We start from the raw sequence: 24554 nt of genomic DNA on the forward strand, positions 1-24554 counted from the left end.
ATATGATAGGAATCATTCCCTCTTTTTAGAATGAAAATGCAACAGGAGGGATGTTAAATAATGTTCATCGGAAGTTTTACAAATGTAAAAATATTAGGGGAATCACTTAACTTCTTGCTATAATAAAAAAAAAATCAGGATAGAAGGTGACGTACAGTGGACCGAGAGAAACTAAGTAAAGTAATAGAAGCAGCAAAACTATATTACTTATTGGATTATAATCAAAACGAAATTGCGAAGATACTGGGTATTTCACGCCCAACAGTGTCCCGTTTATTACAGCAGGCCAAAAGCGAGGGAATCGTCCAAATCACTATTATGGACCCAACCGAGGATGTTGAAAATTTAGCTCTTCAGTTAGAAAAAAAGTTCAACTTGAAAAAAGTAATCGTTGCGTCTATTCCGCAATTTGAAAATCATATTATTAAAAATTACCTTGGTGAAAAAGCGGCCCAATATCTACATGAAATTGTAAAGGATCATGACATTATTGGAGTAACTTGGGGAACTACGTTATACCATATTGCCGTTGAGCTAAAACAGAAATTTGTCAAAGATGTTAAGGTTGTTCAGTTAAAAGGCGGAGTCAGCCATGCTGAAACGAATACATATGCGTCTGAAATTCTGTACCTTTTTGGAAAAGCATATAATACTACACCACATAATCTTCCTTTGCCGGCGATTGTGGACCATGTTGTCGTAAAGCAGGCGATGGAGGCTGACCGGCATATTCATAAAATCCTAGAGCTTGGCAAAAAGGCCAATATCGCAGTGTTCACGATGGGTTCGATTAAAAAGGACTCTCTATTGTTTCAAATGGGATATTTTACAGAAAGTGATCAAAAGGCCTTAAATGAAAAAGCGGTTGGGGACATTTGTTCACGTTTCTTTGATAAAGAGGGGGAAGTGTGTAATGAAAGTTTGAACGAAAGAACACTGGGAGTGAAATTAGAGGATTTACGGGACAAAGAATATTCGATACTTGTCGCCGGCGGACCGAATAAAATTGAGGGCATCTACGGTGCATTAAAGGGGAATTATGCCAATGTGTTAATAACAGACCAATTCTCGGCAAAGTTCCTACTTGATAAAAAATAAATTTTACATTTGTTCAAAATGGTGTTTACAAATGTTCATAGGTTTTGTTATAGTTAGCTTGTGAAAAGTAACAATTAAATGTAATTCTTCAAATACAGGAGGAAATATCTTATGACTATAAATGTGACTAAAATGATTGATCATACATTATTAAAGGCCGATGCTACTAAGGAAGAAATCGTGAAGTTAGTGGAAGAGGCTAAGAAATATTCCTTCGCTTCCGTATGTGTCAATCCAACTTGGGTAAAAATATCAGCAGATATGCTTAAAGATACACCAGAAGTAAAAGTATGTACGGTAATTGGATTTCCTTTAGGAGCATCTACACCAGAAACCAAAGCATTTGAAACAAGAAATGCGATAGAAAATGGTGCAAATGAAATCGATATGGTGATCAATATCGGTGCACTCAAAGATAAACAAGATGAATTAGTAGAAAAAGATATCAAAGCAGTGGTTGAAGCAGCGAAAGGTAAAGCACTTACAAAGGTAATTATCGAGACATGTCTATTAACGAAAGAAGAAAAAGTAAGAGCATGTGAACTCTCAGTTAAGGCTGGAGCCGATTTTGTAAAAACCTCTACTGGATTTTCAACCGGCGGAGCAACTGTTGAAGATATTCGTCTAATGCGTGAAACCGTTGGACCTGAAATAGGTGTAAAAGCTTCTGGAGGCGTTCGCAGCCGTGAGGATGCACTTGCAATGATTGAAGCAGGGGCTACTCGAATCGGTGCAAGTTCTGGAGTGTCAATCAGTAAAGGTGAAATTTCTCAAAGCAATTATTAATATTTAGATTTGAGGGATACAAATGAAAGAAACAGTATTAGCATTAGTTGCTGGTTTAATTGTAGGGATCATATTTAAATTTATGAAGCTTCCATTACCTGCACCTCCAGTGTTTTCTGCAGTAGTTGGCGTTTTCGGTGTTTATTTTGGCGGAGTTATTGCTAGTTGGATGGTTAAATTTTTCCAAGGGTAAAAGTGGACTATGGAGAGTGAAAACACAATGGATGAAAAAAAACTTTTGGAAGAAGCAGTCAAGGCAAGAGAGTTTGCCTATGTGCCGTATTCAAAATTTAAGGTTGGAGCTGCTCTTAAAGCAAAAGATGGGAAAGTATTTCATGGATGTAATATCGAAAATGCATCATATGGAATGACAAACTGTGCGGAAAGAACAGCTTTATTTTCGGCATACTCTGAAGGTGTCACTCAGTTTGATACGCTAGTTGTGGTGGCGGATACTGATCGGCCAGTTCCACCTTGTGGTGCCTGCAGGCAGGTAATTTCAGAGCTTTGTGACCCTGAGATGGAAGTTATCCTTACGAACATAAAGGGTGATGTCCAAAGATTCCTAGTTAAGGAACTTCTTCCTGGCGCATTTTCTCCAAATGATTTAAAATAAAAAGTTGAGGCAGGATTGATTCTAATCCTGCCTTTTTTTCATGCAATTTAATAAAAAGGGCATAATTAAAAAATAATTAAAGTCAGTGGATGATTTTGAAAATGCAAACGAAAGAGGAAACCATGAGAAGTAATAATAAATTGTTTATATCTATCATTGATAATGATGAAATGGTTCAATCACTGCTGGTAAAGATTCTCAATTTGATGAATATAGACCACTTTGAGATTTATATTAAAGCATATGACGATGGTGTTCAATTTTTTGAATCAAACAACCTGGAAGAAGCCGGGGAACACCTCTTGATTCTGGATGGTGTTATGCCAAATATGGACGGTATTGAGATTCTGCAAAAAGTAAAAAGTACACGAAGTAATGTTTATGTATTAATGCTTTCAGGCAGAAAAAGTCAATCTGAAATTGAAAAGGCACTTAAACTAGGAGCTGATGATTATGTTACGAAACCGTTTAGTATTAAGGAACTCCAGGCAAGAGTTCTACAAATCATTCAAAGGATGAAGTAAATGATAAATCAAGAGGTTATATTCCTTTCTATAATTACTTTATCTCTTTTGTCTTTACTATTTATTTTATTGCTTTATTTGTTGACTCGGAAATTTAACGATATAAAAAAAAGAAGAAAGATTGAAAACTATAAAAATAAAATATATCCAAAAGTTCTTTCGATAATTGCTGAAGGCGACTTAGTCAGGGGAATAAGATTTGAAAAAAAAGCTTTAAAACAAAAAGCTATCGAAGAACTCCTTAGTAAGTATGTGAAAATTTTAGAGGGTGAAGAGGAAAAAAAGAGATTATCAGAATTGGCCACTCTTTGGCTAGAGGATGACTATCGGAAACGTCTTAAAAGCAAAAGATGGAGTCAGCGTATGAATGCTCTTTACCATATTGAGGATTTCCATATGGTAAAGCTAATAGACGATGTTGTTCTGTTATCTAGTAAGAAGAATATTACCCATCAAGAAACGATTCATATTCTGAGAATCCTTGCATCCTTTCAATTTAGCGGTTTAAAAGACTTACTTCCAAATCAATATCATTATTTATCTAGGTATGACTACCGAAGTATTTTAACCCGGTTAGAACACGGATTATTTGATCAGTTTGTATTAACTTTTCATAAAAGCCCCACTCCATTTAAATATGCCATTCTAGATGTTATTTCAGTGAAAAGAGCAAAAGAATATCGTGTATTTACCGAAAATGTCTTTTCAACCTATCAAGGTGAATTGAAGCTTCGTGCCTTAAAGGCTCTAGCGGAAATAGGCTATGTTAAAGATATAGAGCCATGCTTAGAAATGTTGCACTCTTCTAAATGGCAGGAGAGGATGGTGGCGGCAAAACTCATAGGTTCGATTAAGGAAGAGAAGGGTATTCCAAGATTAATTGAGCTGCTGCATGATCAGACTTGGTGGGTCCGTTCACAGGCAGGGCAATCGATTCGTCAGTTCCCTAATGGAAAGGCAATTTTGCAAAAAGTTTTAGAAACATCCAAGGATGCATATGCAAGAGATATGGCTTGGGATTGGCTGCATAAAGGAGTATAGAAGATGTTAAATGTTCAATGGCTGGATATTGTTTCATTTTTTGGTTGGTTTATAGCATTATATATGGTCATTGTTATTATTTTCTATTCGGTTATATTAATTATTTCAACATATCAACTTCGAAAGGATTACCAATTAGACAGAATACAGGCTTTTGAGGATTACATGGATGAATTTAATACTAGACCTGTCTCGATTATTGTTCCTGCTTATAACGAGGAGGCAGGAATCATACAAAGTGTACGTTCTCTATTGAGCGTGAACTATCCAACTTATGAAATCATCGTGGTCAATGACGGGTCCACAGATAATACCTTAAAAAAGATGATTGATCATTATAATATGAAAGAAATAAGTAGAGTGGTACGTAAACAAGTTCATACAAAGCCGATTAAGACTATTTACCAATCTTCCTTACTTTCCAACCTATTCTTAATTGATAAAGAGAATGGCGGGAAAGCGGATGCTTTGAATGTAGGTCTTAATTTTTCACATTATCCCTACTTTTGCTCTCTAGATGGTGACTCGGTATTAGAGCCAGATGCATTTTTAAAGGTTATGAAACCGATTATTGATTCCAATGAAGAGGTGATAGCTTCTGGCGGCAGTGTGCGAATTGCGAATGGCTGTGAAATAAAGAACGGACATATTTTGAAAATTGGTCTTTCTAATAATCCTATCGTCGTCATGCAGATTATTGAATATCTACGTGCCTTTTTAATGGGAAGAATCGGTTTAAGCAGACATAATCTTCTTTTGATTATATCCGGTGCATTTGGCGTTTTTTCTAAACATTGGACGCTCGAGGCGGGAGGATATAAGACAGATACGGTTGGAGAAGACATGGAGTTAGTTGTGAGAATTCATCGTCTATTGAAAGAAAGGAGGGTAAATAAAAAGATTGTTTATGTTCCTGACCCGGTTTGTTGGACAGAAGTACCCGAAGATATGACGATCTTAAGAAGACAAAGGCGGCGCTGGCATAGAGGCCTCTTTGAAAGCTTATGGACACATCGTGGATTAACATTTAACCCCAAATACGGTTCCATTGGAATGATATCATTTCCATATTTTTGGATTGTTGAGTTTTTGGGACCAATAATTGAGCTTTTAGGTTACTTGTTTATGATTCTTTGCCTTTTTTTAGGCGGGGTTTATATTGAATTTGCTATATTATTATTTCTACTATCCTGTCTATATGGCTCACTTTTTTCAATGACAGCCGTTTTATTAGAAGAGTGGAGTTTAACAAAATACCCCAAAGTATTAGATATTGTAAAGCTCTTTTTATTCTCATTAACGGAAACGATCTGGTATCGGCCCATGACTGTCTTTTGGAGATGTGAGGGAATATGGCAGATGCTAATAGGGGATACGAGTTGGGGAGAAATGAAAAGAAAAGGTGTTTCAAAATGAAAAAACAAAGGACACTAATTGTGTACGCCATACTATTTATCATTGTCTTATTAAGCCCATTTTGGATTTGGACATTACTACCCTCTAAAGAATTAAATGTACTAATCTTTGATAAAACAGTTCCAGATCAGACCTATAGGGAACACAAAGGACTCGTTTGGATATTAAATAATGCAAAATATGTAAAGGAAAATAAAAAGCCTTATGAAATAAATAAGGATTATAAAGGATTTGTTCCAAAAAATGGACAAAAATATTCCATCACATCATTACCTAATAATTTAAGAACATATGATGTCTATTATTTAACCGATCAGTATGGAGTGTACGAAGAAGATTTCGTAGGGGAAAACGAAACAGGTGAGAAATCTTCCATCATTTATGGAGGCTTAGAATCATCGGATATAGATCGAATAGAACAAGCATTACTCGGGGATAAAGGGAAGACATTAATTGCAGAATTTAATACATTTGCAAGTCCAACTCCAGATATCGTCCGGGATAAACTAGCGAACCTATTAAATCTTGAGTGGACAGGTTGGATTGGCAGGTATTTTCCAGACCTCAACAATAGCGAAGTTCCTATATGGGTGAGAGAGCAATACGAAGTAAATAATAAAAAGTGGAATTTTAAGGGAAAAGGTTTTGTTTTTGTTAATAAAAATAATGAAATTGTTGTAGTGGACCAAGAAAATGTTAAGAAGAATGGCGCTCTATTTAATCTAACTAAAAAAGGCGAGAGCTATTTTAAACGAGAACTCCAAGGGAAGTATCAGTATTGGTTCGATATCAATGTTGCTAGAAGCAATGATGAGATCTTAGCGGAATATAACCTACCTATTACAGATAGTAAGAAAGAAGAGTTAAAAGGTCTAGGGATACCAACTAATTTTCCGGCAATTATCCATCATCAAAATGCAAAATACAATTCTTATTATTTTGCAGGAGATTATGCAGATGAAGCAGAAGTACCTGCCATTTATCAAACAAAAGGGCTGGATGTTTGGAAAAAACATTTTGGAACACAAGGTTCCTTCTATTGGGAAGTTTATGTTCCTATGATGAAAGTTTTATTAGCTAGTGATCTTAAGCAAACAATAAAGCAAGAACAAGTGGAAGTTGTCAAAAGGAATGGAATTAATACAAATAGCACCACAGGTGAAACATATATACAAGTTCAAAAGAATGGTAAGTGGAACGACTTCTTAATAAAAGGAGTCAATATGGGAATCGCCAAACCAGGGTATTTTCCTGGAGAAACAGCTATTAGTAAAGAGGAATATTCCCGTTGGTTTAAGGAAATTGGTGAAATGAACGCCAACGCGATTCGAATCTATACGCTCCATCCACCACAGTTTTATGAAGCTTTCTACGAGTACAATCAGATTGCCGAAAAACCATTATTCCTTTTTCATGGTTCCTGGGTTAATGAGGAAAAGCTCCTTCACAATCCAGATGCATTCGCACCTGAAAATGAGGAGGATGCAAAGACTGAAATAAAAAATATGATTGATATTATTCATGGAAAAGCTGATATTCCTGAACGTCCAGGGCACGCCTCAGGGGTTTACAAATACGATATATCGAAATATGTGCTGGGGATTATAGTGGGCACAGAGTGGGACCCTTATTTAGTATCAGAGACTAATCTTAAGCATAAAGATATTGGAGAGTTTGAAGGGAAATATTTTAGAACAATAGGCGCTAGTGCCTTTGAATTTTGGCTGGCAAAATTAATGGAATATGCTGCTGACTATGAAACAACCCAATATAAATGGCAGCATTCCACGAGTTTTACTAATTGGGTAACAACAGACTTATTGAAACACCCCTCAGAGCCATCAGAAAAAGAGGATATGGTATCAGTTAACCCAAATCATATTATGGCTGGTGATAGCTTTAATGCAGGCATATTCGCTTCCTATCATATCTACCCATACTATCCTGATTTTCTTAATTATGAGAGGAAATATCTAGAATATGTCGATCATGAAGGCAAAAGGAATAATTATGCTGGGTATTTAAATGAATTAATAACTGCTCATAAAATGCCAGTGCTAGTGGCTGAATTTGGCGTTCCATCCTCTAGGGGGTTAACTCATAAAAATGTCTTCGGAATGAATCAAGGATTTCATTCTGAGGAAGAACAGGGCCTAATTGACAAACGATTATTTCAGTCGATTGTTTCAGAAGGCTATGCCGGAGGATTAATTTTCACTTGGCAGGATGAGTGGTTTAAACGAACATGGAATACTATGGACTTCGATAATCCAGATCGGCGACCATATTGGAATAATCAGCAGACAAACGAGCAGCACTTTGGATTGCTTTCATTTGAACCGGGAAATAAAGACACAGCCATATTGATAGATGGTGAAAGCGAGGATTGGAAAGAAAAAAACAGTAAAACCATTTATCAGACTGAAGATAAAAATGAGGCAATAAAGGAAGTTAGGATCTCCTCTGATAGTGGATATTTATACTTCCTACTTTCATTAGGACAGCCTGTAGACTTTGCTGCCCAATCAATCTATTTACTCCTTGATTCTATCGGGGACCAAGGTCAAAATCATATTCAATTATCGAAAGATGCTGTATTACTATCAGATCTTGGGGTTGACTTTTTAATCGATTTATCAGGAAAAGATCATTCAAGGATTATGGTAGATAGTTATTATGATACTTACTACTACCAATATGCTCATTTGCTAAACATGATAAGTAGAGAATCTTATGTTAATCAAAAAAATAATGGAGTTTTCCATCCCATTCGGTTAGCTCTTAATAAAGAATTGATTATCCCCTCAACCAATACTCGTGTTCCTTTTGAAGGGTATGAAACAGGTATCCTTAAGTTTGGTAATGCTAACCCTGAACATAAGGAGTTTAATTCGTTAACGGATGTTAGTATGAGTAGGGATAAAAAAATAATTGAAATGAGGATACCATGGCAGCTCATTAACGTTAAAGACCCTAGCTTAAAAGAGGTGATGGGTGACATATGGAAATCTGGATTAACTAAGAGTGAAAGGATTGAAGGAATCCGAGTAGCATTAGCAACAACATTTAAAGGGGAAATTCAGCAGACGATACCAGGACTATTATATACATGGGATGAATGGGAACAGCCAACCTATTACGAACGTTTGAAAAAATCGTATAAAATTATTCAACAGACTTATGGAGAGGCGAGGGTGAGTAAGTGAATAAGAAGATTGGATTCATTGGTGCAGGAAAAATGGCTCAAGCAATGATTGAAGGGATCCTCAAAACAAATCAAGTAGCAAAAGAAGACATTATCGCTAGTGCTATTTCAGATACAACAATTAATAAAATTCAAACAACCTATCGAATAGCAGTCACCAATAATAATAAGGAAGTTGCCATGTTTTCAGATATCCTTTTTCTTGCAATAAAACCTGACTTACATACAAAAATCATTGAAGAAATAAAGAGTGTGATTAGTCAAGATGTGATCATAATAACGATTGCTGCAGGTGTTGCATTAGCTGATATTGAAAGGGATTTTGGTTTTAAAATCAAGACTGTTCGGACAATGCCCAATACCCCTTCGTTAGTAGGGGAAGGTATGAGTGCTATTTGTCCTAATGATAGCATTAGCGAAAATGAAATCCTGGAGGTAGAGAGGATTTTTCATACTTTTAGTAAAACCGAAAGAATGGATGAAAAATTAATGGATGCCATACCGGCAATAAGCGGATCATCACCTGCATATGTGTATATGTTCATTGAAGCACTGGCAGATGGAGGTGTTCTTCAGGGAATTCCAAGAGATAAAGCCTATCGTTTGGCTGCGCAGGCAGTCCTTGGTGCTGCTAAGATGGTACTAGAAACAGGCAGTCACCCCGGAGTACTTAAGGATAATGTTTGTACTCCTGGGGGGGCAACGATCGAAGCAGTATCTACACTGGAGAAAAAACAGTTTCGCGGGTCAGTCCTTGCAGCAATGGAAAGCTGTACAAAAAAGGTGAAATCACTAGGTTAATACGTTTACATGAAAAAGAACCTGCAATATGTAGGTTCTTTCAATTTGCTTCTGGTTTTCTAATGACTGTTATTGAGGTCATCAAGCCAACAAAAATAATGGTTAATAAAGAGTAGAAGAATTTTTCTAAACCCACTACTTGAATACCGCTAGTAATGACGAGACCATCAATGAAGAAAATGATAATCCCTATATTAACAGAAGTAAATTTGGTGAGAATTTGGGCTAGTAAATCTGTTCCACCCGTACTTGTTTCATAGCGGAGCATTAGACCAATCCCAACTCCGACCAGAATTCCCCCAAGTATCGTACTTGGAAAAATGCCAAGCTGAATTTTCCCATTCATAAAGGATAGTAAGTCAATACAAAAAGAAGAAATGATAAGTCCATGCAGGCTGTAGTAGAAATAACGTCTTTCAAAGAACCATGCCAAGATATAGAGAGGGAGACTTAAAACAATCATACTAAGGCCAGTTGGCCAACCATAAAAATAGTGAATGATTAACCCTAACCCAATCACTCCGCCATCAAGCAAATGATAGGGTACGAGAAATCCATTAACACCAAGGCTTAATAATAAACTGCCTATCAGCATAGCAATAATTTTTTGTTTCAATAAAAATCACTCCAAACTTGTCCCTACATAAAAAGTATGAAAATGATTTAGATTTAGAAGTGTTGCAAATAAAAAAGAGGATGGAAAAACCATCCTCTTTAATCGTATTTTTTTAAAAGAAAAGGTTTAAAATGAAATAACAAATTGCAGCGATTCCTGCAGAGATAGGAAGGGTTATTACCCATGTTATCAGCATACGTTGTGCTGTATCCCATTTTACTCCTTTAAGTCGGTGTGAAGCACCAACCCCTAAAATACCAGAAGAAATGACGTGTGTCGTACTAACTGGTACATGCATGAAAGTAGCACCAAAGATAACAGCTGCACCAGTCAAATCGGCTGCTACACCGTTAATGGGTCTGATTTTCATGATCTTGCCGCCAACGGTTTTAATAATCTTCCATCCTCCGACAGATGTACCTAATCCCATTGCCAGCGCACAGGAGAACTGTACCCAAAATGGAACTTCAGCATTACTGCCAAGGTAGCCATTTGCAATTAAAGCCATCGTGATAATCCCCATTGCTTTTTGGGCGTCATTCGTTCCATGTGAATAAGACTGTAGGGCCGCAGTGGCTATTTGCATATAACGAAAATTTCGATTCGTCTTCGCTAGATTTGCATTCTTAAACACCACTTTAAAAATACTGTACACAATATAACCGACCCCAAACGCTAATATTGGTGAAAGTATTAGGGCTTGGAGGATTTTCAAGAATCCACCGTAGTTAAGGGCACCAAAACCAGCTGATGCAAGTGCGGCGCCTGCAATGGATCCGATAATTGCATGTGATGAACTACTCGGAATTCCATAATACCATGTTAATAAGTTCCAAAAAATGGCTGATAATAGTGCTGCCAGAATAACCACCGATCCGTTCTCAAGCGTAAAAGGGTCGACAATATCCTTAGAAATGGATTTAGCTACACCCGTAAACGTCATCGCCCCTACAAAATTCATGATTGCGGCTAACAGAATGGCATGCCGTGGTCTTAAAGCCTTTGTAGAAACAGATGTTGCAATCGAGTTCGCCGTATCATGAAACCCATTAATAAAGTCAAATGCAAGGGCACCAATGACAACTAAAATAATTAAAATTTCCATTTGTTTGCTCCTTATGCATTTTTCATAATAATGGTTTCAAGTGTATTTGCAACAGATTGACAGCTGTCAGCAATATCCTCAAGATTTTCGTATATTTCTTTGTATTGAATAATTTTTATTGGATCCTTCTCGACTGTAAATAAATGCTTAATGGATTGACGAAGGATATTATCGCATTTTGATTCATAATCTTTTATTTTGATAGCATGTTCTCGCATTTGAGGAAGTTTCTTATTCGCCAGCAATTCCATTGCTTGATCAATTTCGTGAACACTTGCTTTTAAGGCAGCCACAAATTGAAGCATAAAATCATCTGCCTGTGTGATTGAATACATTTCAAATAATGCAGCAGTTGCTTCTAGGCCGTCCAGTACGTCATCCATACTGTTTGCTAGATGGAGAATATCTTCACGTTCAATAGGCGTGATAAATGCATCATTTAGCTGCTTAATGACTTCATGAACAAAGGTATCACCCTTCGTTTCAATCTCTTTCATCTTCTCTGAGAAAATTTTCAAATCACTTATATTTTTTAATTTATAATCAGCAAAGTAATTTGCACCTTCCTTTAAGTTTGAAGAAATATTACTTAATAAAGCAGAAAATTTATCAACTTTTTTTGCCATTTTCTTTTCCTCCTAAAAATTATGTAAAAAGTTTTTACACTAACGTTCAACATTTTACAGAAAAAAAACCAAAAATAAATAAAAAGTTAACCTAATTTACAAAAACTTAACAAAAGAATATTCTGAAAAAGTCTTAGGGGATTACCTTTATTCATTTTTTTAATGTTTCCTGTACAAATTTTATTATGTATTTATTGAACTGAGTAAATTTCCTTTGTATGTAAATCTATAAAAAGGGTACTTTAATGGTACAAGACAGTGTTAAAAAAAATTAATACTGCTTGTTAAGTAAATGTGATTCTTTAAAAGAATGATTAAAAAAGGAGTGTTCTAATGAGTTTCATTTGGGCATTAATCGTCGGTGGAGTGATTGGCTGGTTAGCTGGTCTTATTGTTGGTAGAGATGTTCCAGGTGGTATTATAGGTAATATAATTGCAGGGTTTATTGGTGCTTGGCTCGGTACTTTATTATTAGGAGATTGGGGACCAAATGTTGCCGATTTTGCGATTATCCCTGCCATTATCGGATCAGTTGCACTTGTCTTCCTGTTATCACTGATAATGAGGGCATTTAGAAAAACTGACAGATAATTGAAAGAGAGGCCGCCCAGATGGGCGGCCTCTTAATTTGAATTATAGCTTATTAATGTCTACACTCTCGAAGATAGGTGGGTTATCTATAAATGGGGCATAACAAATGATTTCTTCTCCAGTAATAGGGTGAGTAAATTCTAATTTTGCCGCGTGTAGTGCCTGTCGACTGAATTTCGGCTTTCCTCCATATAAAATATCGCCCAGTAATGGGTGACCAATATGGCTGAAATGCACACGTATTTGATGGGTTCTCCCTGTTTCTAGCCAACATTTTACATAGGTATAACTGTTTTCCTCTTTAATAAGTTGATAATGCGTAATTGCCTCTTGACCAGTTGAAGAAACTCTTCTTCTTGTTGCATGATGACGGTCACGTCCAATTGGCTCATTTATAATCCCTTTTTTCTTTTTCAAAGGTCCTTGAACAATAGCAAGATAAGTTCTCTTCAATTCATGTTTTTCGAGCATTCTGTCCAAAATCGCACCTGCTAATGCGTGTTTAGCAAAGAGGATAGCGCCTGTGGTATCCCTGTCTAAACGATGGACATGCCGAATCTCAACTTTTTCACCTTTTGAATGCAGATAAAATTGTGCTGCTTGTAAAAGTGTACTTTTATCGGTTTCGTCGTTAGGATGTGTGTTCATAAAAGCAGGTTTATTAAAAACGATTACATGGTCGTCCTCAAATAGAACCTGTATATCATAAAAGAAAGAAGGAAGGTCCATTCTGTCCTCATCTTCAAATAACTTAATTAGCACCTTATCTCCTAATTTAAGAGGAGATGTCCACGAAGCTTTATTTCCATTAACAAATACTTTGTGTTCCATTCGGAATAAATGAGTAAGTTTCTTTGAGACCTCCCATTCTTTTCGAAAAATTTCTTCTATGGTTTTTCCTTCCCAGCTTTTGGGTGTATTAATTTCCATCCAATTCCCTTTTCGTGTCGTTTTTAGCATTTGAACTCCTTATATCATGAGATTTCTCTAAAGTAGTGGCGTGGTTATAATTACCACCGAATTTCATTCTTATTTATGCTATCCTTATGTATATATATTACGATAGATTATAGTTATCGCAAAGGTGGGTTACAAGTGAAAATTGTTTTTGCCTCGACACCAGGTCAGGAAGAAGAAATTTGTGGACTTGTGAGGTACATCTATTCAACTGTTTTTCCACTCTATTTTACGGATAGGGAAATTAGTGAGTTTGAACATTTAAAAGTATTGCATACTCCAGATGACTTTAATACATTAAAGGACGCTTTTCAAGTAATGGCAAGTATGCAAACCGTGATTTCCATACTTGAGTCTCCTACTCTTGATGAGCAATATGCAGTTCTATTTAATAAAAATGTTTCGAACCTGCAAGAATTTGGTCTTTTCTTTCCGTTTGAGTATGAACAATTCGTAGAAGCAAAAAACATGAAAAACAGTGTGTTTAGTGTCTATATCAAAGCCGCAAATGAACTGCTTGTATAAGTTCTAGGGAAAATGTCTGCAAATTGCAGACATTTTTTTTTATAATCCTTGAACTTACAGAGATAAAATATAAAATAAATAGAAGGTGTAAGTTTATTGGGAAAATCAAACAATATGAAATAGGTAAAAAGGGAGGATATAATAATGGATTGGAAAGAAAATGCAAATAGGTGGATGGAGTTTTCAAATTTAAATGAGGAACTAAGGCAGCAGCTTGAGGAAATCAAGAAAGATGAAAAACAACTTGAAGAAGTTTTTTATAAAAATTTAGAGTTTGGGACCGGCGGGATGAGAGGCGAAATTGGTGTAGGAACCAATCGGATGAATCTATATACAGTTCGTAAAGCTTCTGCTGGATTAGCTGCATACATAGATGGCCAAGGTAGTGAAGCAAAACAACGCGGAGTGGTGATTGCCTACGATTCACGACATAAATCTCCTGAATTTTGTATGGAGGCTGCAAGGACACTTGCCACTAAAGGGATAAAAACCTACGTATTTAATGAATTAAGACCAACTCCCGAACTATCATTTGCTTTAAGATATCTAAACGCATTTTCTGGAATTGTCGTTACAGCAAGCCATAATCCGCCAGAGTACAATGGATATAAAGTATATGGTTCTGACGGCGGACAGCTGCCGCCTGCAGCAGCTGACGAGGTAATAACGAAAGTTGACGAAATAGAAAATGAATTGTTGATCGAAGTAGATACGGAGGAAAACCTTAGATCACTTGGATTAATTAACACTATTGGTGATGAGATTGACCAAGCCTATATTGAAATGCTGAAAACTATTTCTGAGAATCCTTCCATTTCGAAAGAAACAGATGTCAACATTGTATTTACACCACTGCATGGTACGGCTAATAAACCAGTTCGTCAAGCCTTGAAGGCGCTGGGCTATACCGACGTGACGGTCGTTGCGGAACAGGAACTGCCTGATCCTGAATTTTCAACAGTGAAGAGTCCAAATCCTGAGGAACATGCAGCATTTGAACTAGCCATCAGGGATGGTAAAAAAGTGGGTGCAGATCTATTAATTGCAACCGATCCAGATGCAGACCGCTTAGGAATTGCTGTACGAAACCATGAAGGAGAATATGTTGTTTTAACAGGGAACCAAACAGGCGCCCTATTATTAGATTACATTCTTTCACAAAAGCAAAGCAAAGGGACCCTTCCTTCAAATGGTGTGGTGTTAAAAACAATTGTGACTTCAGAAATCGGCAGGAAGATTGCCCAAGAATACCAATTACCAACCTTTGATGTGCTAACTGGTTTTAAATTTATTGCTGAAAAAATAAAGGAATACGAGGAAACGGGAGAATTTACTTTCTTATTTGGCTATGAAGAAAGCTATGGCTATTTAATCGGAGATTTTGCTCGGGATAAGGATGCTGTCCAAGCAGCTATTTTGTCTGTAGAAGTATGTGCCTACTATAAAAAACAAGGCATGTCACTCTATGAAGGTTTACTGCAGGTATTTGAAAAGTATGGCTACTATCAAGAAGGATTAAGATCTTTAACGTTAAAAGGAAAAGAAGGTGCAGAACAGATTCAGCAAATTTTAGCTTCCTTCCGTTCTGAGCCAATAAAGCAACTTGGTGACTTAACAATAGCAATGTCGGAAGATTACCTAACAGGCCTTAAGCAAACCTCTAATGGGGAAGAGAAAATCGATTTACCAAAATCCAATGTATTAAAATATACCTTCACAGACGGTTCCTGGGTTTGCTTGAGACCTTCTGGTACAGAACCAAAAGTGAAATTCTATTTTGGTGTGAATAGCAATGGATTAGAAGAAAGTAGAAGTAAATTACTCGAGATCGAAAAGAATTTTATGGATCTGGTGGACGAAAAAGTCAAAAGGGTAACAGGAAACTGATTTTTCATCAAGCATCTTAGTACCTCAACATGAAAGGAACAAAAGCATGTTAAAAAACCAAATCGCAATTGTTACTGGAGCGTCCAGAGGAATTGGCAAGGAAATTGCTGTTAAACTTGCAGAGCAAGGAGTGAAATTAGCAATAATCGGGAGTTCAGCACAAATTTCAGAAACAGCTGATGACCTGAAGAAAAAAGGGTTTCCACATGTATTGCCTATTCAAGCCGATGTTTCGAAAGAAGAAGACCTACAGCAAGTAGTTTCGAAAACCATTGAGGAATATGGACATATAGATATGTTGGTTAATAATGCAGGTGTGGGATTCTTTAAATTAACAGAGGAAGTAACGCTCGAAGAATGGAAAAAGGTGTTTGAAGTTAACGTACAAGGTGTGTTTCTGGCAACAAAAGCTGTCCTTCCGCATATGAAGAAGCGAAAATCAGGAACGATTATTACCATTGCTTCTGACGTAGCCAGATATACGATAGCTAACGGCTCAGCTTATACAGCTTCAAAATACGCTGTACAAGGTTTTTCTGGTTCGGTAGCACAAGAAGTACGTGAATATGGAATCAGAGTAGGTACTATTAACCCAGGAATGGTGGATACCTATTTTGCTGAGTCTACACAAGGTTTACCGGAAAAACAAGATTGGCTTAAGGTTGAAGATATAGCAAACGCTGTGGTATATATGGCTTCAGCTCCTAAGTATATGCTTATTGATGAAATTGTCATTCATCCACTTGTTCAACAATATCCTATCGCCTAACATAAGAAAACGGCTCCTCCTTGAGGAAGCCGTTTTTGGTTTTGGTGGAATTCTTTGGTCCGGTTGTTAATATATTTCTCAATAAAAATTGTATCCACTTGTTTTTTCAGGAAAGACTATACATCGGTAACTCATTATCAGGTTCAACGGTTTCGTTAGCATGGTCGATATAACGAAGTAAAGAATATAAGCTTTTTTCAATTACAGAGTAGTCACGTTCAAAGTGATAAGCATGCAGGAATTGCTCTATCCTCTTTGATAAAAATTGGTCTTTTGTTCGTACCATGAGTATCAGCAAATTATCCCATTCAGAGCGATGTGTATAATACAAAGCTCGATCATAATCCATTTTATTCATTTGTTTTGTCTCCTCCTTACTAGGAGTTGAAGTTATTTTATGATATTTCGGCGATAACTTTCACAGAAAATGTTGGACAATCCGTTCTAACGCTGTTTGCAACTTTTACCTGTATAACATGCAGCGAAATGGTAACGAAAAGGAGCCAGTATGAAGAAGCTATTATGTATTTTGATGGTTTTATTATTCCAGCATGAAAATGTCTCACTGGCAAAAGTTGTTGAAACAAATCGTCCTTATACATATGAGAAAATGAAGGATGACCTAGAAAAGCTCAATCATCAATACCCGGTAGTAAAAGTAAAAAAAATAGGGGAAACTCATTTTGGAAGAGACATTTATGCGATTAGGCTTGGAAAAGGAAAGAAGAATATCGTTTTAATTGGAGCCCATCATGGACGTGAATGGATAACAAGTATGCTTTTAATGAAGAAACTTGAAGTGTATGCTGATTTGTACCAAAGAAAAAGAGAGTTTGGGTCAATTTCAACAGATATTTTAAATGATGTTTCCATCTGGTTTATTCCAATGCTCAATCCAGACGGTGTGACCATCCAACAAAATAAGCTCAATCTGTTCCCTGAAAAACACATGAAACAACTAGTGTCCATGAATGATGGTGTAGAGAACTTTGAGCGCTGGAAAGCGAATGGAATCGGGATTGATTTAAATAGACAATATCCAGCAGGGTGGAAGGAGCTCACCGATGGGCCTCCATTTCCCTTTTTCCAATTTTATAAGGGAAAGAGGCCTTTGGCAGCAAAAGAAGTAAAGGCAGTAACAAAATTCATTCGCGACATTCATCCTGAAATTGCTGTTGCTTATCATTCGGCAGGCAGAGAGATTTTTTGGAATTATAAAAATGGCAAGCAATTAAAACGTGACAAACGGATTGCAAAAAAAATTTCAACATTGACCGGTTATCCATTAGCAAAACCACCTAAACAAGCAACGGGCGGCGGTTTTACGGATTGGTTTATCACGAACTATCACCGCCCGGCAATGACGATTGAGGTTAGTCCACTTGTTGGAGAAACTTCCCCGCCTTTATCGGTCTTTAAAGCAGAGTGGGAAAGAAATAAATATGTAGGACTTACCCTGGCAGAAGAGGCAAAGAGCTTGAAAAAGCGAAAATAAGCAGGAGACTTGCTGTTTTTTACATCTTGTTTCATCATTCCCGGTTTTTCTTCATACATTGTGGTAAGAGGAAAAGGGGGAATGGCGATGAATGGGGACGATCGCAAGGCTCTAGAATACGCGATTAGTGAGATCACTGAAATTGCTCGGGGCTTTGGCTTGGATTTTTATCCTATGCGATATGAAATTTGCCCAGCTGAAATCATTTACACGTTTGGTGCCTATGGAATGCCTACCAGATTTTCACACTGGAGCTTTGGGAAGCAATTTCATAAGATGAAGCTTCATTATGATTTAGGATTAAGTAAAATTTACGAACTTGTTATCAATTCAAATCCTTGTTATGCCTTCTTATTAGATTCCAATTCACTTATCCAAAACAAATTAATTGTTGCACACGTATTGGCTCATTGTGATTTCTTTAAGAATAATGTCCGCTTCCAAAATACCAAACGGGATATGGTTGAAAGCATGGCCGCCACAGCTGAAAGAATCAGGCGCTATGAAATACAATTTGGGAAAAAGGAAGTGGAGACCTTCCTGGATGCCGTACTGGCCATTGATGAACATATTGATCCTTCATTAATGAGACCAAAGCTGGCATGGTCTCTAGAGGATGAAGGGGATGAAGAATCGCCGCAGATCGCAGCGACCCCTTATGATGATTTATGGAAGTTAGATGATAGTGCTAATAAGCAGCCAAGTCAGCCAAGGAAAAAACAATTTCCGCCAAAACCGGAAAAGGACCTATTATTATTTATTGAAAGCTATAGCAGGGAACTGACGGATTGGCAGCGAGATATTTTAACAATGATGCGTGAGGAAATGCTTTATTTCTGGCCGCAGCTAGAAACGAAAATCATGAATGAAGGCTGGGCTTCGTATTGGCACCAGCGAATCATCCGTGAGATGGATTTAACGAGTGGGGAAGCAATTGAATTTGCAAAATTAAATGCGGGGGTTGTACAGCCGTCAAAGACCGGTATAAATCCTTATTACCTAGGAATTAAGATATTTGAGGACATTGAAGAACGGTATAATAACCCAACAGAAGACATGATGAGAAGAGGAGTTATTCCAGGCTCTGGCAGGGAAAAGATGTTTGAGGTTCGTGAAGTGGAATCAGATATATCCTTTTTGCGGAATTATTTAAACAAGGATCTTGTCATGAGGGAAGATATGTATCTCTTCCAGAAGCAGGGAAGGGACTATAAAATCGTCGATAAGGAATGGGAGCATGTTCGCGATCAGTTGGTAAATATGCGTGTAAATGGAGGGTTCCCGTACATTACCGTCAATGACGGCGACTATTTGAAGAACGGTGAACTCTATCTAAAGCATTGGTATGAGGGCGTGGAATTAGATGTGAAATACCTTGAAAAGGTATTGCCATATATCCATCAGCTATGGGGAAGACCCGTCCATATTGACACCATGATTGAAGAGCGTAGGATGTTATTCTCTTATGACGGGAAAGGCGTTCACAGGAAGTATATGTAACAAATAAGGCAGCTTATGCTGTCTTATTTTTTTCATATGGTTCACTCATTGGATTTAACTAAAGGGGATAATAAGCATGAAAGCAATAGTTGAAATTTATTTATAAGTTAATTATTATATAAGCAAATGGTTATATATAGATAGATAAGTGAAGTTTGTATCATAAGGGTATTACATAAAATGTACATACTTGTAAAAAATAAGTCAGGCACTATTTTTATCAATTTATAAGGATATTATTATTTACTTATATAGCTAGGAGGGTCTAAATGTCAGAATCCAATAAAACAGCAGTTGAATTAGAGAGTGCTGCGAATGTTTTAAAATTATTAGGGGACAAAACCCGATTAACCATGATTAAACTTCTGGATAATCATGACGCTTGCGTCTGTGAATTTGTAGAAATATTTAAAACTAGTCAGCCTGCCATTAGTCAACATGTTCGTAAGTTGAAAGATGCTGGGCTGGTGAGGGAAACAAGAAGAGGGCAATGGATAATCTACTCTTTGAATAAAGAGAGTAAATATTTTCCATTGGTTGAAGATTTATTACTGCACCTTCCAAACCAAGATTTTAGGTTAAAGGAATTAGAAGAGCAGGGTTTACGAATTTCATGTGAATAATTGGAGGTTTCAACATTGGTATCCACGATACTCGCATCATTGATTTTTTTAATTACGCTTATTCTGGTTATATGGCAACCTAAAAATTTATCTATTGGTTGGTCAGCATGCGGGGGAGCCATTCTTGCTTTAATTGTAGGAGTGGTTGACTTCCACGATGTTCTTGAAGTGACCAAAATTGTTTGGAATGCTACCTTTTCATTTATTGCCATTATCATTATTTCTTTAATATTAGATGAAATTGGGTTCTTCGAATGGTCGGCACTCCACATGGCAAGAGCGGCTAAGGGCAACGGAATTAAAATGTTTGTTTATGTAAGCATTCTTGGTGCTCTCGTGGCAGCATTCTTCGCTAATGATGGGGCTGCACTTATCCTTACACCAATCGTCTTAGCCATGGTAAGAAATTTAAAGTTGGAAGAAAAAATGATATTTCCGTTCATTATTGCAAGTGGTTTTATTGCCGATACAACTTCATTACCATTAGTAGTAAGTAATCTTGTTAATATTGTTTCTGCTGACTTTTTTGGAATTGGGTTTGCAGAGTTTGCCTCAAGGATGTTTGTTCCAAATCTATTTTCTTTAGTGGCAAGTATTTTAGTCTTATATCTCTACTTCAGAAGAAACATTCCTAAGAAATATGATTTAGGTCATTTAAAGAAACCTGTGGAAGCTATTAAAGATCAAAGGATGTTTCGTTTGTCTTGGGTGGTCCTCGCCATTTTATTAGCAGGTTATTTTATTAGTGAGTTTCTAAATATTCCTGTATCTATCATTGCAGGTGTAGTAGCTATATTCTTCTTATTTATGGGGAGAAGAAGCCATGCTGTCGAAACAAAAAAGGTCATTAAAGGAGCACCATGGGCGATTGTATTTTTCTCGATCGGAATGTATGTGGTGGTTTATGGTTTACGAAACGTGGGTTTAACCAATGTCTTAGCCGACCTGATTCAAGTAACAGCAGATCAAGGATTATTTGCAGCAACAATCGGAATGGGTTTTATTGCAGCTATTCTATCTTCCATTATGAACAATATGCCAACTGTGATGATAGATGCTTTAGCAATTGCAGATACCAATACAAGTGGTGTAATTAGAGAAGCACTTATATATGCAAATGTGATTGGCTCTGATTTAGGTCCTAAAATTACTCCTATCGGTTCTCTAGCAACTTTATTATGGTTACATGTTTTATCGCAAAAAGGAGTTAAGATTTCTTGGGGAACCTATTTTAAAACGGGTATTGTTTTAACCATACCAACATTGTTTATTACATTGGTTGGTCTCTATATATGGTTGTTAATCATTTAAATTTTAATCACAAAAGGAGATTTCATCATGACAAAGAAAAAGCTTTATTTCTTATGTACAGGTAACTCTTGTCGAAGCCAAATGGCAGAAGGATGGGCAAAAAAACATTTAGGTGATGAGTGGGATGTACGAAGTGCAGGAATTGAAGCACACGGATTGAACCCAAATGCTGTAAAGGCAATGAAAGATGCTGGAATTGATATTTCAACTAATACTTCTGATATTATCAATCCTGAGTATTTGAACAATGCTGATTTAGTTGTAACACTTTGTGGTGACGCAGCAGATAAGTGTCCAATCACACCACCAAAAGTTAAACGAGTTCACTGGGGGTTTGATGATCCAGCTAAAGCTCAAGGAACAGACGAAGAAAAATGGGCATTCTTTCAACGTGTTCGTGATGAGATCGGAAATCGTATTAAACGTTTTGCTGAAACTGGTGAGTAAGAAAGAAATTAAGAGCCAAGAGATAAGACTCTTGGCTCTACTTAAAAATTAGGATTCTTTGCAAGAGAAGAAATGGATGTTACATGTCTACTTTTTATTATTTCTTGTCTTTCATGTTATTTATTTAAAAGGATAGCACCGATAGCAATTAGTAAAATGCCAATAATGGAATATACTGAAATGTTCTGACGTAAAACTAATATTGATAAAACTGTTATCAGAATCGCATTTACCCCAGTTTGAATACCGCCAAGCATTACCGTATTTCCAAATGTTTTACTCCCTTGAATGAACCCCCAAGCTAGTGCTATGTTTCCCAAAAAAGAAAGCGGAAGAAAATATATATTAAATCGGATGCTGTCTTTTAAAGTGGGTTGAAAAAAATAAGCAGATAGAATTGGTAATAAGGAAAAAACAGCAGCACCAATTACAATTGCGCCTATTACAAGAAATTTCAAAAGAACACCTCTTTTAATGGAAATACTTTATCCTAAATAGTATTGCTTTTTCTTTCATTTCAATTCTCCTTTAACAAAAATATCTTTACCTTTTCTTTTATTATTTAACTCTGTTAGTTTAAGAGCTGAACCATAATTTTCTATTGGTATATTTTTCTTGGGGAATAATGGTAAAGTTCATGCTAAGATTTCCTAAAAGAGAGGTGTTTTTATTGGGCATACAAAGGTGTGAAACTTGTAAGAGTCAATTTACATGGAAAGAAATACAAAAGACTATCCGTTGGAATTATAAACCACTCGTATGTAAGAAATGTAGAGCGGAGCATCAAATTACAATAAAGAGCAAGTTATTATTTTCTTTTTCAATAGCAGTATTGTTATTCATTTTTAGTCTAGCAAATCTTCCATTCAATTTAAGAATTGCGGTAATTATTATTGTCTTCTTATCCGTTTTAGTTAGCTTCCCTTATTTTGCAAGATATAAAAAGAATGGAAATTCAATTAAAAAAGGAAAAAAGGTTAAATGATAACCTTTTTTCCTTTTTTCTCTACGCCCAGCAAGTATTATCTTTACATAACATTCTTTTTATCACTTTGAGAAATTTTAGGTTTAGTTAATAGGGACCCAACGTAATAGAAGATAGCTGAGGAACCTATACCAAATATCACCACTGAAAGTTGCGGTGCAAAGAAGTTAACCAATAAAGCTACTAAAGCGGCCATACCCCATGCAACGAATGGAAGTGGTTTCCAACTCTCGGAACCAAGAGACTGATTTTTTCTTAGAATAAGTTGATCTATTATAATGATTGTAGCGATTGGCGGTACAATTAAACCTAGAAGTTCCAGCCAGCTCTGGAAAGCGTTCCAGATACCTGATAATGCTGCGATGATTCCAACAATCCCTAGTACGATTGTTAAAAATCTCATGCTTTTTCCTGTCATATGTGAGAAACCGACGGCACCATTATACAAGCAGTGTGTACATCCAACACCCAGATTAATAAAAACAAAAATGAGAGCCAAGAAGGAGAGAAGAGGACCTTGTCCCGATAAAATTGGCATAAAGTCGCCACCACTCGTGGCAGGGCTTTGGATTACACCTGTCGCAACGATAATTGCACCTACTAATTCGGCGATGAACTTTCCAAATGGGAAGGCTGTAATTGCAGCTAACAATCCTTCACGCCCATTTTTCGACCAACGCGTAAAGTCGGCGGTCATCGTACCAGAATCAGCAAACGTTGCAAATACCATTGTGACTGCTGCCCCAAAGGATAGAAGACCTGAACTGGTTGTTGGTTCATAATTAAAAATATCTGTATTTCCAGTTTTAAACGAGATAATAATTGAAACAATACCGAGAATGAGATACAAAGGTGCCGCAATCCATCCTAAAATCGTTAATGCTTTTATTCCAATAAAAGTTGCAGCAACATAAAGAACCCCGCCAATTAAGGTCATTAATAGCATTGGGGCACCGAATGAACGAGCCATTGTGTCACCTGTCAGACCTACCATAAGAGCAAACCATCCTACTACGACTGTGGAAAGTAATCCCGATACGACCATGTATCCATATCGTCCAAAAGTCCGTTGTGCAGTCATTGCAAAGTTTTCTCCGGTTTTTCCTGCCAAATAGCTTAATGCTCCCACAATAAGGCATAGCAATAAGTTTCCTGCTAGTATTGCAGTTACCCCTACTTTGAATCCAAGCATTGCTGTGATGACTCCACCGATTACAGCGCTTGTCAAAACCATCGGGAAACCAAACCAAACAGCTGCTACAGAAGCTAGCGGTTTTCTGTATTCTGTTGGTACAGGAATCGTTTCAAATTCCGGATCTAATACCTTCTGATCGATATTTTTAGTAGACATATATAACCTCCAAGTAAATAGATGTTGGTTAAGCGCAAAATATCATTATTTTTATAAAGTACTGTATTTTCACCTTCCTTTTATTTTTTAAGCGCTCTCAATAGGATCCTATATGATTATTTTAAGGTGGAAAATTATAGAAGTCTTTGGATATACCAACCGAAAATTATTGAAAAATTTAGTCACTTCATACAAATATTTGTGAATAAATTTTGAATAAGAAAGCTAAGGATAGTATTTCATTTCTTTGACATAATTTAATCACAATCCATTGTATGA

At 36.6% G+C, this 24554-nt stretch carries 26 protein-coding genes; 19 read left to right on the forward strand and 7 right to left on the reverse strand.

Annotated elements, in window-relative coordinates; genetic code table 11:
- The first annotated feature begins 156 nt into the window (after window positions 1–156).
- From QNH48_RS06975 to proC, 9 genes are all read left to right on the forward strand, one after another.
- Window positions 157–1098 (forward strand): DNA-binding transcriptional repressor DeoR, encoded by a 942-nt coding sequence (locus QNH48_RS06975; protein WP_283954323.1) that lies wholly within the window; start codon window positions 157–159, stop codon window positions 1096–1098.
- Between the two features lie 111 nt (window positions 1099–1209).
- Window positions 1210–1884 (forward strand): deoxyribose-phosphate aldolase, encoded by a 675-nt coding sequence (deoC, locus tag QNH48_RS06980; RefSeq protein ID WP_283954324.1) that lies wholly within the window; start codon window positions 1210–1212, stop codon window positions 1882–1884.
- Between the two features lie 22 nt (window positions 1885–1906).
- A complete protein-coding gene (locus tag QNH48_RS06985) occupies window positions 1907–2077 on the forward strand; it encodes a XapX domain-containing protein (RefSeq protein WP_283954325.1) in 171 nt (56 codons plus the stop codon).
- A 27-nt stretch (window positions 2078–2104) separates the two neighbouring features.
- Window positions 2105–2500: a cytidine deaminase gene (locus QNH48_RS06990; protein ID WP_095248438.1), complete on the forward strand. Its 396-nt coding sequence runs from the start codon at window positions 2105–2107 to the stop codon at window positions 2498–2500.
- Between the two features lie 101 nt (window positions 2501–2601).
- Complete coding sequence (locus tag QNH48_RS06995) at window positions 2602–3024, forward strand: response regulator transcription factor (protein WP_283954326.1); 423 nt, start codon at window positions 2602–2604, stop codon at window positions 3022–3024.
- Window positions 3025–4065: a HEAT repeat domain-containing protein gene (locus tag QNH48_RS07000; RefSeq protein WP_283954327.1), complete on the forward strand. Its 1041-nt coding sequence runs from the start codon at window positions 3025–3027 to the stop codon at window positions 4063–4065.
- A 3-nt stretch (window positions 4066–4068) separates the two neighbouring features.
- Window positions 4069–5481, forward strand: coding sequence for a glycosyltransferase family 2 protein (locus tag QNH48_RS07005; RefSeq protein WP_283954328.1), 1413 nt, complete (start codon window positions 4069–4071; stop codon window positions 5479–5481).
- Window positions 5478–8687: a hypothetical protein gene (locus QNH48_RS07010; RefSeq protein ID WP_283954329.1), complete on the forward strand. Its 3210-nt coding sequence runs from the start codon at window positions 5478–5480 to the stop codon at window positions 8685–8687. The genes QNH48_RS07005 and QNH48_RS07010 overlap by 4 nt, the downstream gene beginning before the upstream one ends.
- On the forward strand, window positions 8684–9487 hold the full coding sequence (gene proC, locus QNH48_RS07015) for a pyrroline-5-carboxylate reductase (protein WP_283954330.1): 804 nt from the start codon (window positions 8684–8686) through the stop codon (window positions 9485–9487). The genes QNH48_RS07010 and proC overlap by 4 nt, the downstream gene beginning before the upstream one ends.
- Before the next feature lie 40 nt (window positions 9488–9527).
- On the opposite strand, the gene QNH48_RS07020 is transcribed toward proC, so the two are convergent.
- The 3 genes from QNH48_RS07020 to QNH48_RS07030 form a co-directional block, all read right to left on the reverse strand.
- On the reverse strand, window positions 9528–10082 hold the full coding sequence (locus QNH48_RS07020) for a YitT family protein (RefSeq protein WP_179292592.1): 555 nt from the start codon (window positions 10080–10082) through the stop codon (window positions 9528–9530).
- 133 nt (window positions 10083–10215) lie between these two features.
- Window positions 10216–11208 carry an inorganic phosphate transporter gene (locus QNH48_RS07025; protein ID WP_283954331.1) on the reverse strand — a complete coding sequence of 331 codons (993 nt, stop codon included), beginning with the start codon at window positions 11206–11208 and terminating at the stop codon, window positions 10216–10218.
- A gap of 11 nt (window positions 11209–11219) precedes the next feature.
- Complete coding sequence (locus QNH48_RS07030) at window positions 11220–11834, reverse strand: DUF47 domain-containing protein (RefSeq protein WP_283954332.1); 615 nt, start codon at window positions 11832–11834, stop codon at window positions 11220–11222.
- A gap of 333 nt (window positions 11835–12167) precedes the next feature.
- On the opposite strand from QNH48_RS07030, the gene QNH48_RS07035 reads away from it, so the two are divergent.
- A complete protein-coding gene (locus QNH48_RS07035) occupies window positions 12168–12425 on the forward strand; it encodes a GlsB/YeaQ/YmgE family stress response membrane protein (RefSeq protein WP_095248447.1) in 258 nt (85 codons plus the stop codon).
- 42 nt (window positions 12426–12467) lie between these two features.
- On the opposite strand, the gene QNH48_RS07040 is transcribed toward QNH48_RS07035, so the two are convergent.
- A complete protein-coding gene (locus tag QNH48_RS07040; protein ID WP_283954333.1) occupies window positions 12468–13385 on the reverse strand; it encodes an RluA family pseudouridine synthase in 918 nt (305 codons plus the stop codon).
- Window positions 13386–13520: 135 nt separating this feature from the next.
- Here QNH48_RS07040 and QNH48_RS07045 point away from each other — a divergent pair, with 135 nt between their 5' ends.
- From QNH48_RS07045 to QNH48_RS07055, 3 genes are all read left to right on the forward strand, one after another.
- A complete protein-coding gene (locus tag QNH48_RS07045; protein WP_283954334.1) occupies window positions 13521–13907 on the forward strand; it encodes a YhcU family protein in 387 nt (128 codons plus the stop codon).
- Window positions 13908–14051: 144 nt separating this feature from the next.
- Window positions 14052–15794 carry a phospho-sugar mutase gene (locus QNH48_RS07050; RefSeq protein ID WP_283954335.1) on the forward strand — a complete coding sequence of 581 codons (1743 nt, stop codon included), beginning with the start codon at window positions 14052–14054 and terminating at the stop codon, window positions 15792–15794.
- A gap of 46 nt (window positions 15795–15840) precedes the next feature.
- The gene (locus QNH48_RS07055; protein WP_283954336.1) at window positions 15841–16563 is read left to right on the forward strand and encodes an SDR family oxidoreductase; all 723 of its coding nucleotides are present in this window, start codon (window positions 15841–15843) and stop codon (window positions 16561–16563) included.
- A 106-nt stretch (window positions 16564–16669) separates the two neighbouring features.
- Here QNH48_RS07055 and QNH48_RS07060 read toward each other — a convergent pair whose 3' ends face one another.
- A complete protein-coding gene (locus QNH48_RS07060; protein WP_133370670.1) occupies window positions 16670–16921 on the reverse strand; it encodes a YhdB family protein in 252 nt (83 codons plus the stop codon).
- Between the two features lie 150 nt (window positions 16922–17071).
- Between QNH48_RS07060 and QNH48_RS07065 the strand changes: the two genes are divergently transcribed.
- The 5 genes from QNH48_RS07065 (at window position 17072) to arsC (ending at window position 21939) form a co-directional block, all read left to right on the forward strand.
- Entirely contained in the window at window positions 17072–18058 is a 987-nt protein-coding gene (locus tag QNH48_RS07065) for a M14 family zinc carboxypeptidase (RefSeq protein ID WP_283954337.1), read from the forward strand.
- 87 nt (window positions 18059–18145) lie between these two features.
- Window positions 18146–19558, forward strand: a complete 1413-nt coding sequence (locus QNH48_RS07070) for a SpoVR family protein (RefSeq protein WP_095248454.1) — start codon at window positions 18146–18148, stop codon at window positions 19556–19558.
- Window positions 19559–19827: 269 nt separating this feature from the next.
- Window positions 19828–20181: an ArsR/SmtB family transcription factor gene (locus tag QNH48_RS07075; RefSeq protein ID WP_283954338.1), complete on the forward strand. Its 354-nt coding sequence runs from the start codon at window positions 19828–19830 to the stop codon at window positions 20179–20181.
- 15 nt (window positions 20182–20196) lie between these two features.
- Window positions 20197–21492 carry an arsenic transporter gene (locus QNH48_RS07080; protein WP_283954339.1) on the forward strand — a complete coding sequence of 432 codons (1296 nt, stop codon included), beginning with the start codon at window positions 20197–20199 and terminating at the stop codon, window positions 21490–21492.
- A gap of 27 nt (window positions 21493–21519) precedes the next feature.
- Window positions 21520–21939, forward strand: a complete 420-nt coding sequence (arsC, locus tag QNH48_RS07085) for an arsenate reductase (thioredoxin) (RefSeq protein WP_095248458.1) — start codon at window positions 21520–21522, stop codon at window positions 21937–21939.
- A 116-nt stretch (window positions 21940–22055) separates the two neighbouring features.
- Here arsC and QNH48_RS07090 read toward each other — a convergent pair whose 3' ends face one another.
- Window positions 22056–22397, reverse strand: coding sequence for a hypothetical protein (locus QNH48_RS07090; protein ID WP_095248459.1), 342 nt, complete (start codon window positions 22395–22397; stop codon window positions 22056–22058).
- A gap of 179 nt (window positions 22398–22576) precedes the next feature.
- On the opposite strand from QNH48_RS07090, the gene QNH48_RS30520 reads away from it, so the two are divergent.
- Entirely contained in the window at window positions 22577–22924 is a 348-nt protein-coding gene (locus QNH48_RS30520) for a TIGR04104 family putative zinc finger protein (RefSeq protein ID WP_481858488.1), read from the forward strand.
- 43 nt (window positions 22925–22967) lie between these two features.
- Here the strand turns inward: QNH48_RS30520 and QNH48_RS07095 are convergent, their stop codons facing one another.
- Entirely contained in the window at window positions 22968–24275 is a 1308-nt protein-coding gene (locus QNH48_RS07095; protein WP_283954340.1) for a cytosine permease, read from the reverse strand.
- Window positions 24276–24554 lie beyond the last annotated feature (279 nt).

Source organism: Neobacillus sp. YX16 (assembly GCF_030123505.1).
Lineage (GTDB): Bacteria > Bacillota > Bacilli > Bacillales > Cytobacillaceae > Neobacillus.

Excerpts from the sequence above, each read along its gene's own strand:
- deoC (WP_283954324.1), top strand. The coding sequence starts at position 1,210 with ATGACTATAAATGTGACTAAAATGATTGATCATACATTATTAAAGGCC.
- QNH48_RS06985 (WP_283954325.1), top strand. The coding sequence starts at position 1,907 with ATGAAAGAAACAGTATTAGCATTAGTTGCTGGTTTAATTGTAGGGATC.
- QNH48_RS06990 (WP_095248438.1), top strand. The coding sequence starts at position 2,105 with ATGGATGAAAAAAAACTTTTGGAAGAAGCAGTCAAGGCAAGAGAGTTT.
- QNH48_RS06995 (WP_283954326.1), top strand. The coding sequence starts at position 2,602 with ATGCAAACGAAAGAGGAAACCATGAGAAGTAATAATAAATTGTTTATA.
- QNH48_RS07000 (WP_283954327.1), top strand. The coding sequence starts at position 3,025 with ATGATAAATCAAGAGGTTATATTCCTTTCTATAATTACTTTATCTCTT.
- QNH48_RS07005 (WP_283954328.1), top strand. The coding sequence starts at position 4,069 with ATGTTAAATGTTCAATGGCTGGATATTGTTTCATTTTTTGGTTGGTTT.
- QNH48_RS07010 (WP_283954329.1), top strand. The coding sequence starts at position 5,478 with ATGAAAAAACAAAGGACACTAATTGTGTACGCCATACTATTTATCATT.
- QNH48_RS07020 (WP_179292592.1), bottom strand. The coding sequence starts at position 10,082 with ATGCTGATAGGCAGTTTATTATTAAGCCTTGGTGTTAATGGATTTCTC.
- QNH48_RS07025 (WP_283954331.1), bottom strand. The coding sequence starts at position 11,208 with ATGGAAATTTTAATTATTTTAGTTGTCATTGGTGCCCTTGCATTTGAC.
- QNH48_RS07030 (WP_283954332.1), bottom strand. The coding sequence starts at position 11,834 with ATGGCAAAAAAAGTTGATAAATTTTCTGCTTTATTAAGTAATATTTCT.
- QNH48_RS07035 (WP_095248447.1), top strand. The coding sequence starts at position 12,168 with ATGAGTTTCATTTGGGCATTAATCGTCGGTGGAGTGATTGGCTGGTTA.
- QNH48_RS07040 (WP_283954333.1), bottom strand. The coding sequence starts at position 13,385 with ATGCTAAAAACGACACGAAAAGGGAATTGGATGGAAATTAATACACCC.
- QNH48_RS07050 (WP_283954335.1), top strand. The coding sequence starts at position 14,052 with ATGGATTGGAAAGAAAATGCAAATAGGTGGATGGAGTTTTCAAATTTA.
- QNH48_RS07055 (WP_283954336.1), top strand. The coding sequence starts at position 15,841 with ATGTTAAAAAACCAAATCGCAATTGTTACTGGAGCGTCCAGAGGAATT.
- QNH48_RS07060 (WP_133370670.1), bottom strand. The coding sequence starts at position 16,921 with ATGAATAAAATGGATTATGATCGAGCTTTGTATTATACACATCGCTCT.
- QNH48_RS07065 (WP_283954337.1), top strand. The coding sequence starts at position 17,072 with ATGAAGAAGCTATTATGTATTTTGATGGTTTTATTATTCCAGCATGAA.
- QNH48_RS07070 (WP_095248454.1), top strand. The coding sequence starts at position 18,146 with ATGAATGGGGACGATCGCAAGGCTCTAGAATACGCGATTAGTGAGATC.
- QNH48_RS07075 (WP_283954338.1), top strand. The coding sequence starts at position 19,828 with ATGTCAGAATCCAATAAAACAGCAGTTGAATTAGAGAGTGCTGCGAAT.
- arsC (WP_095248458.1), top strand. The coding sequence starts at position 21,520 with ATGACAAAGAAAAAGCTTTATTTCTTATGTACAGGTAACTCTTGTCGA.
- QNH48_RS30520 (WP_481858488.1), top strand. The coding sequence starts at position 22,577 with ATGCTAAGATTTCCTAAAAGAGAGGTGTTTTTATTGGGCATACAAAGG.
- QNH48_RS07095 (WP_283954340.1), bottom strand. The coding sequence starts at position 24,275 with ATGTCTACTAAAAATATCGATCAGAAGGTATTAGATCCGGAATTTGAA.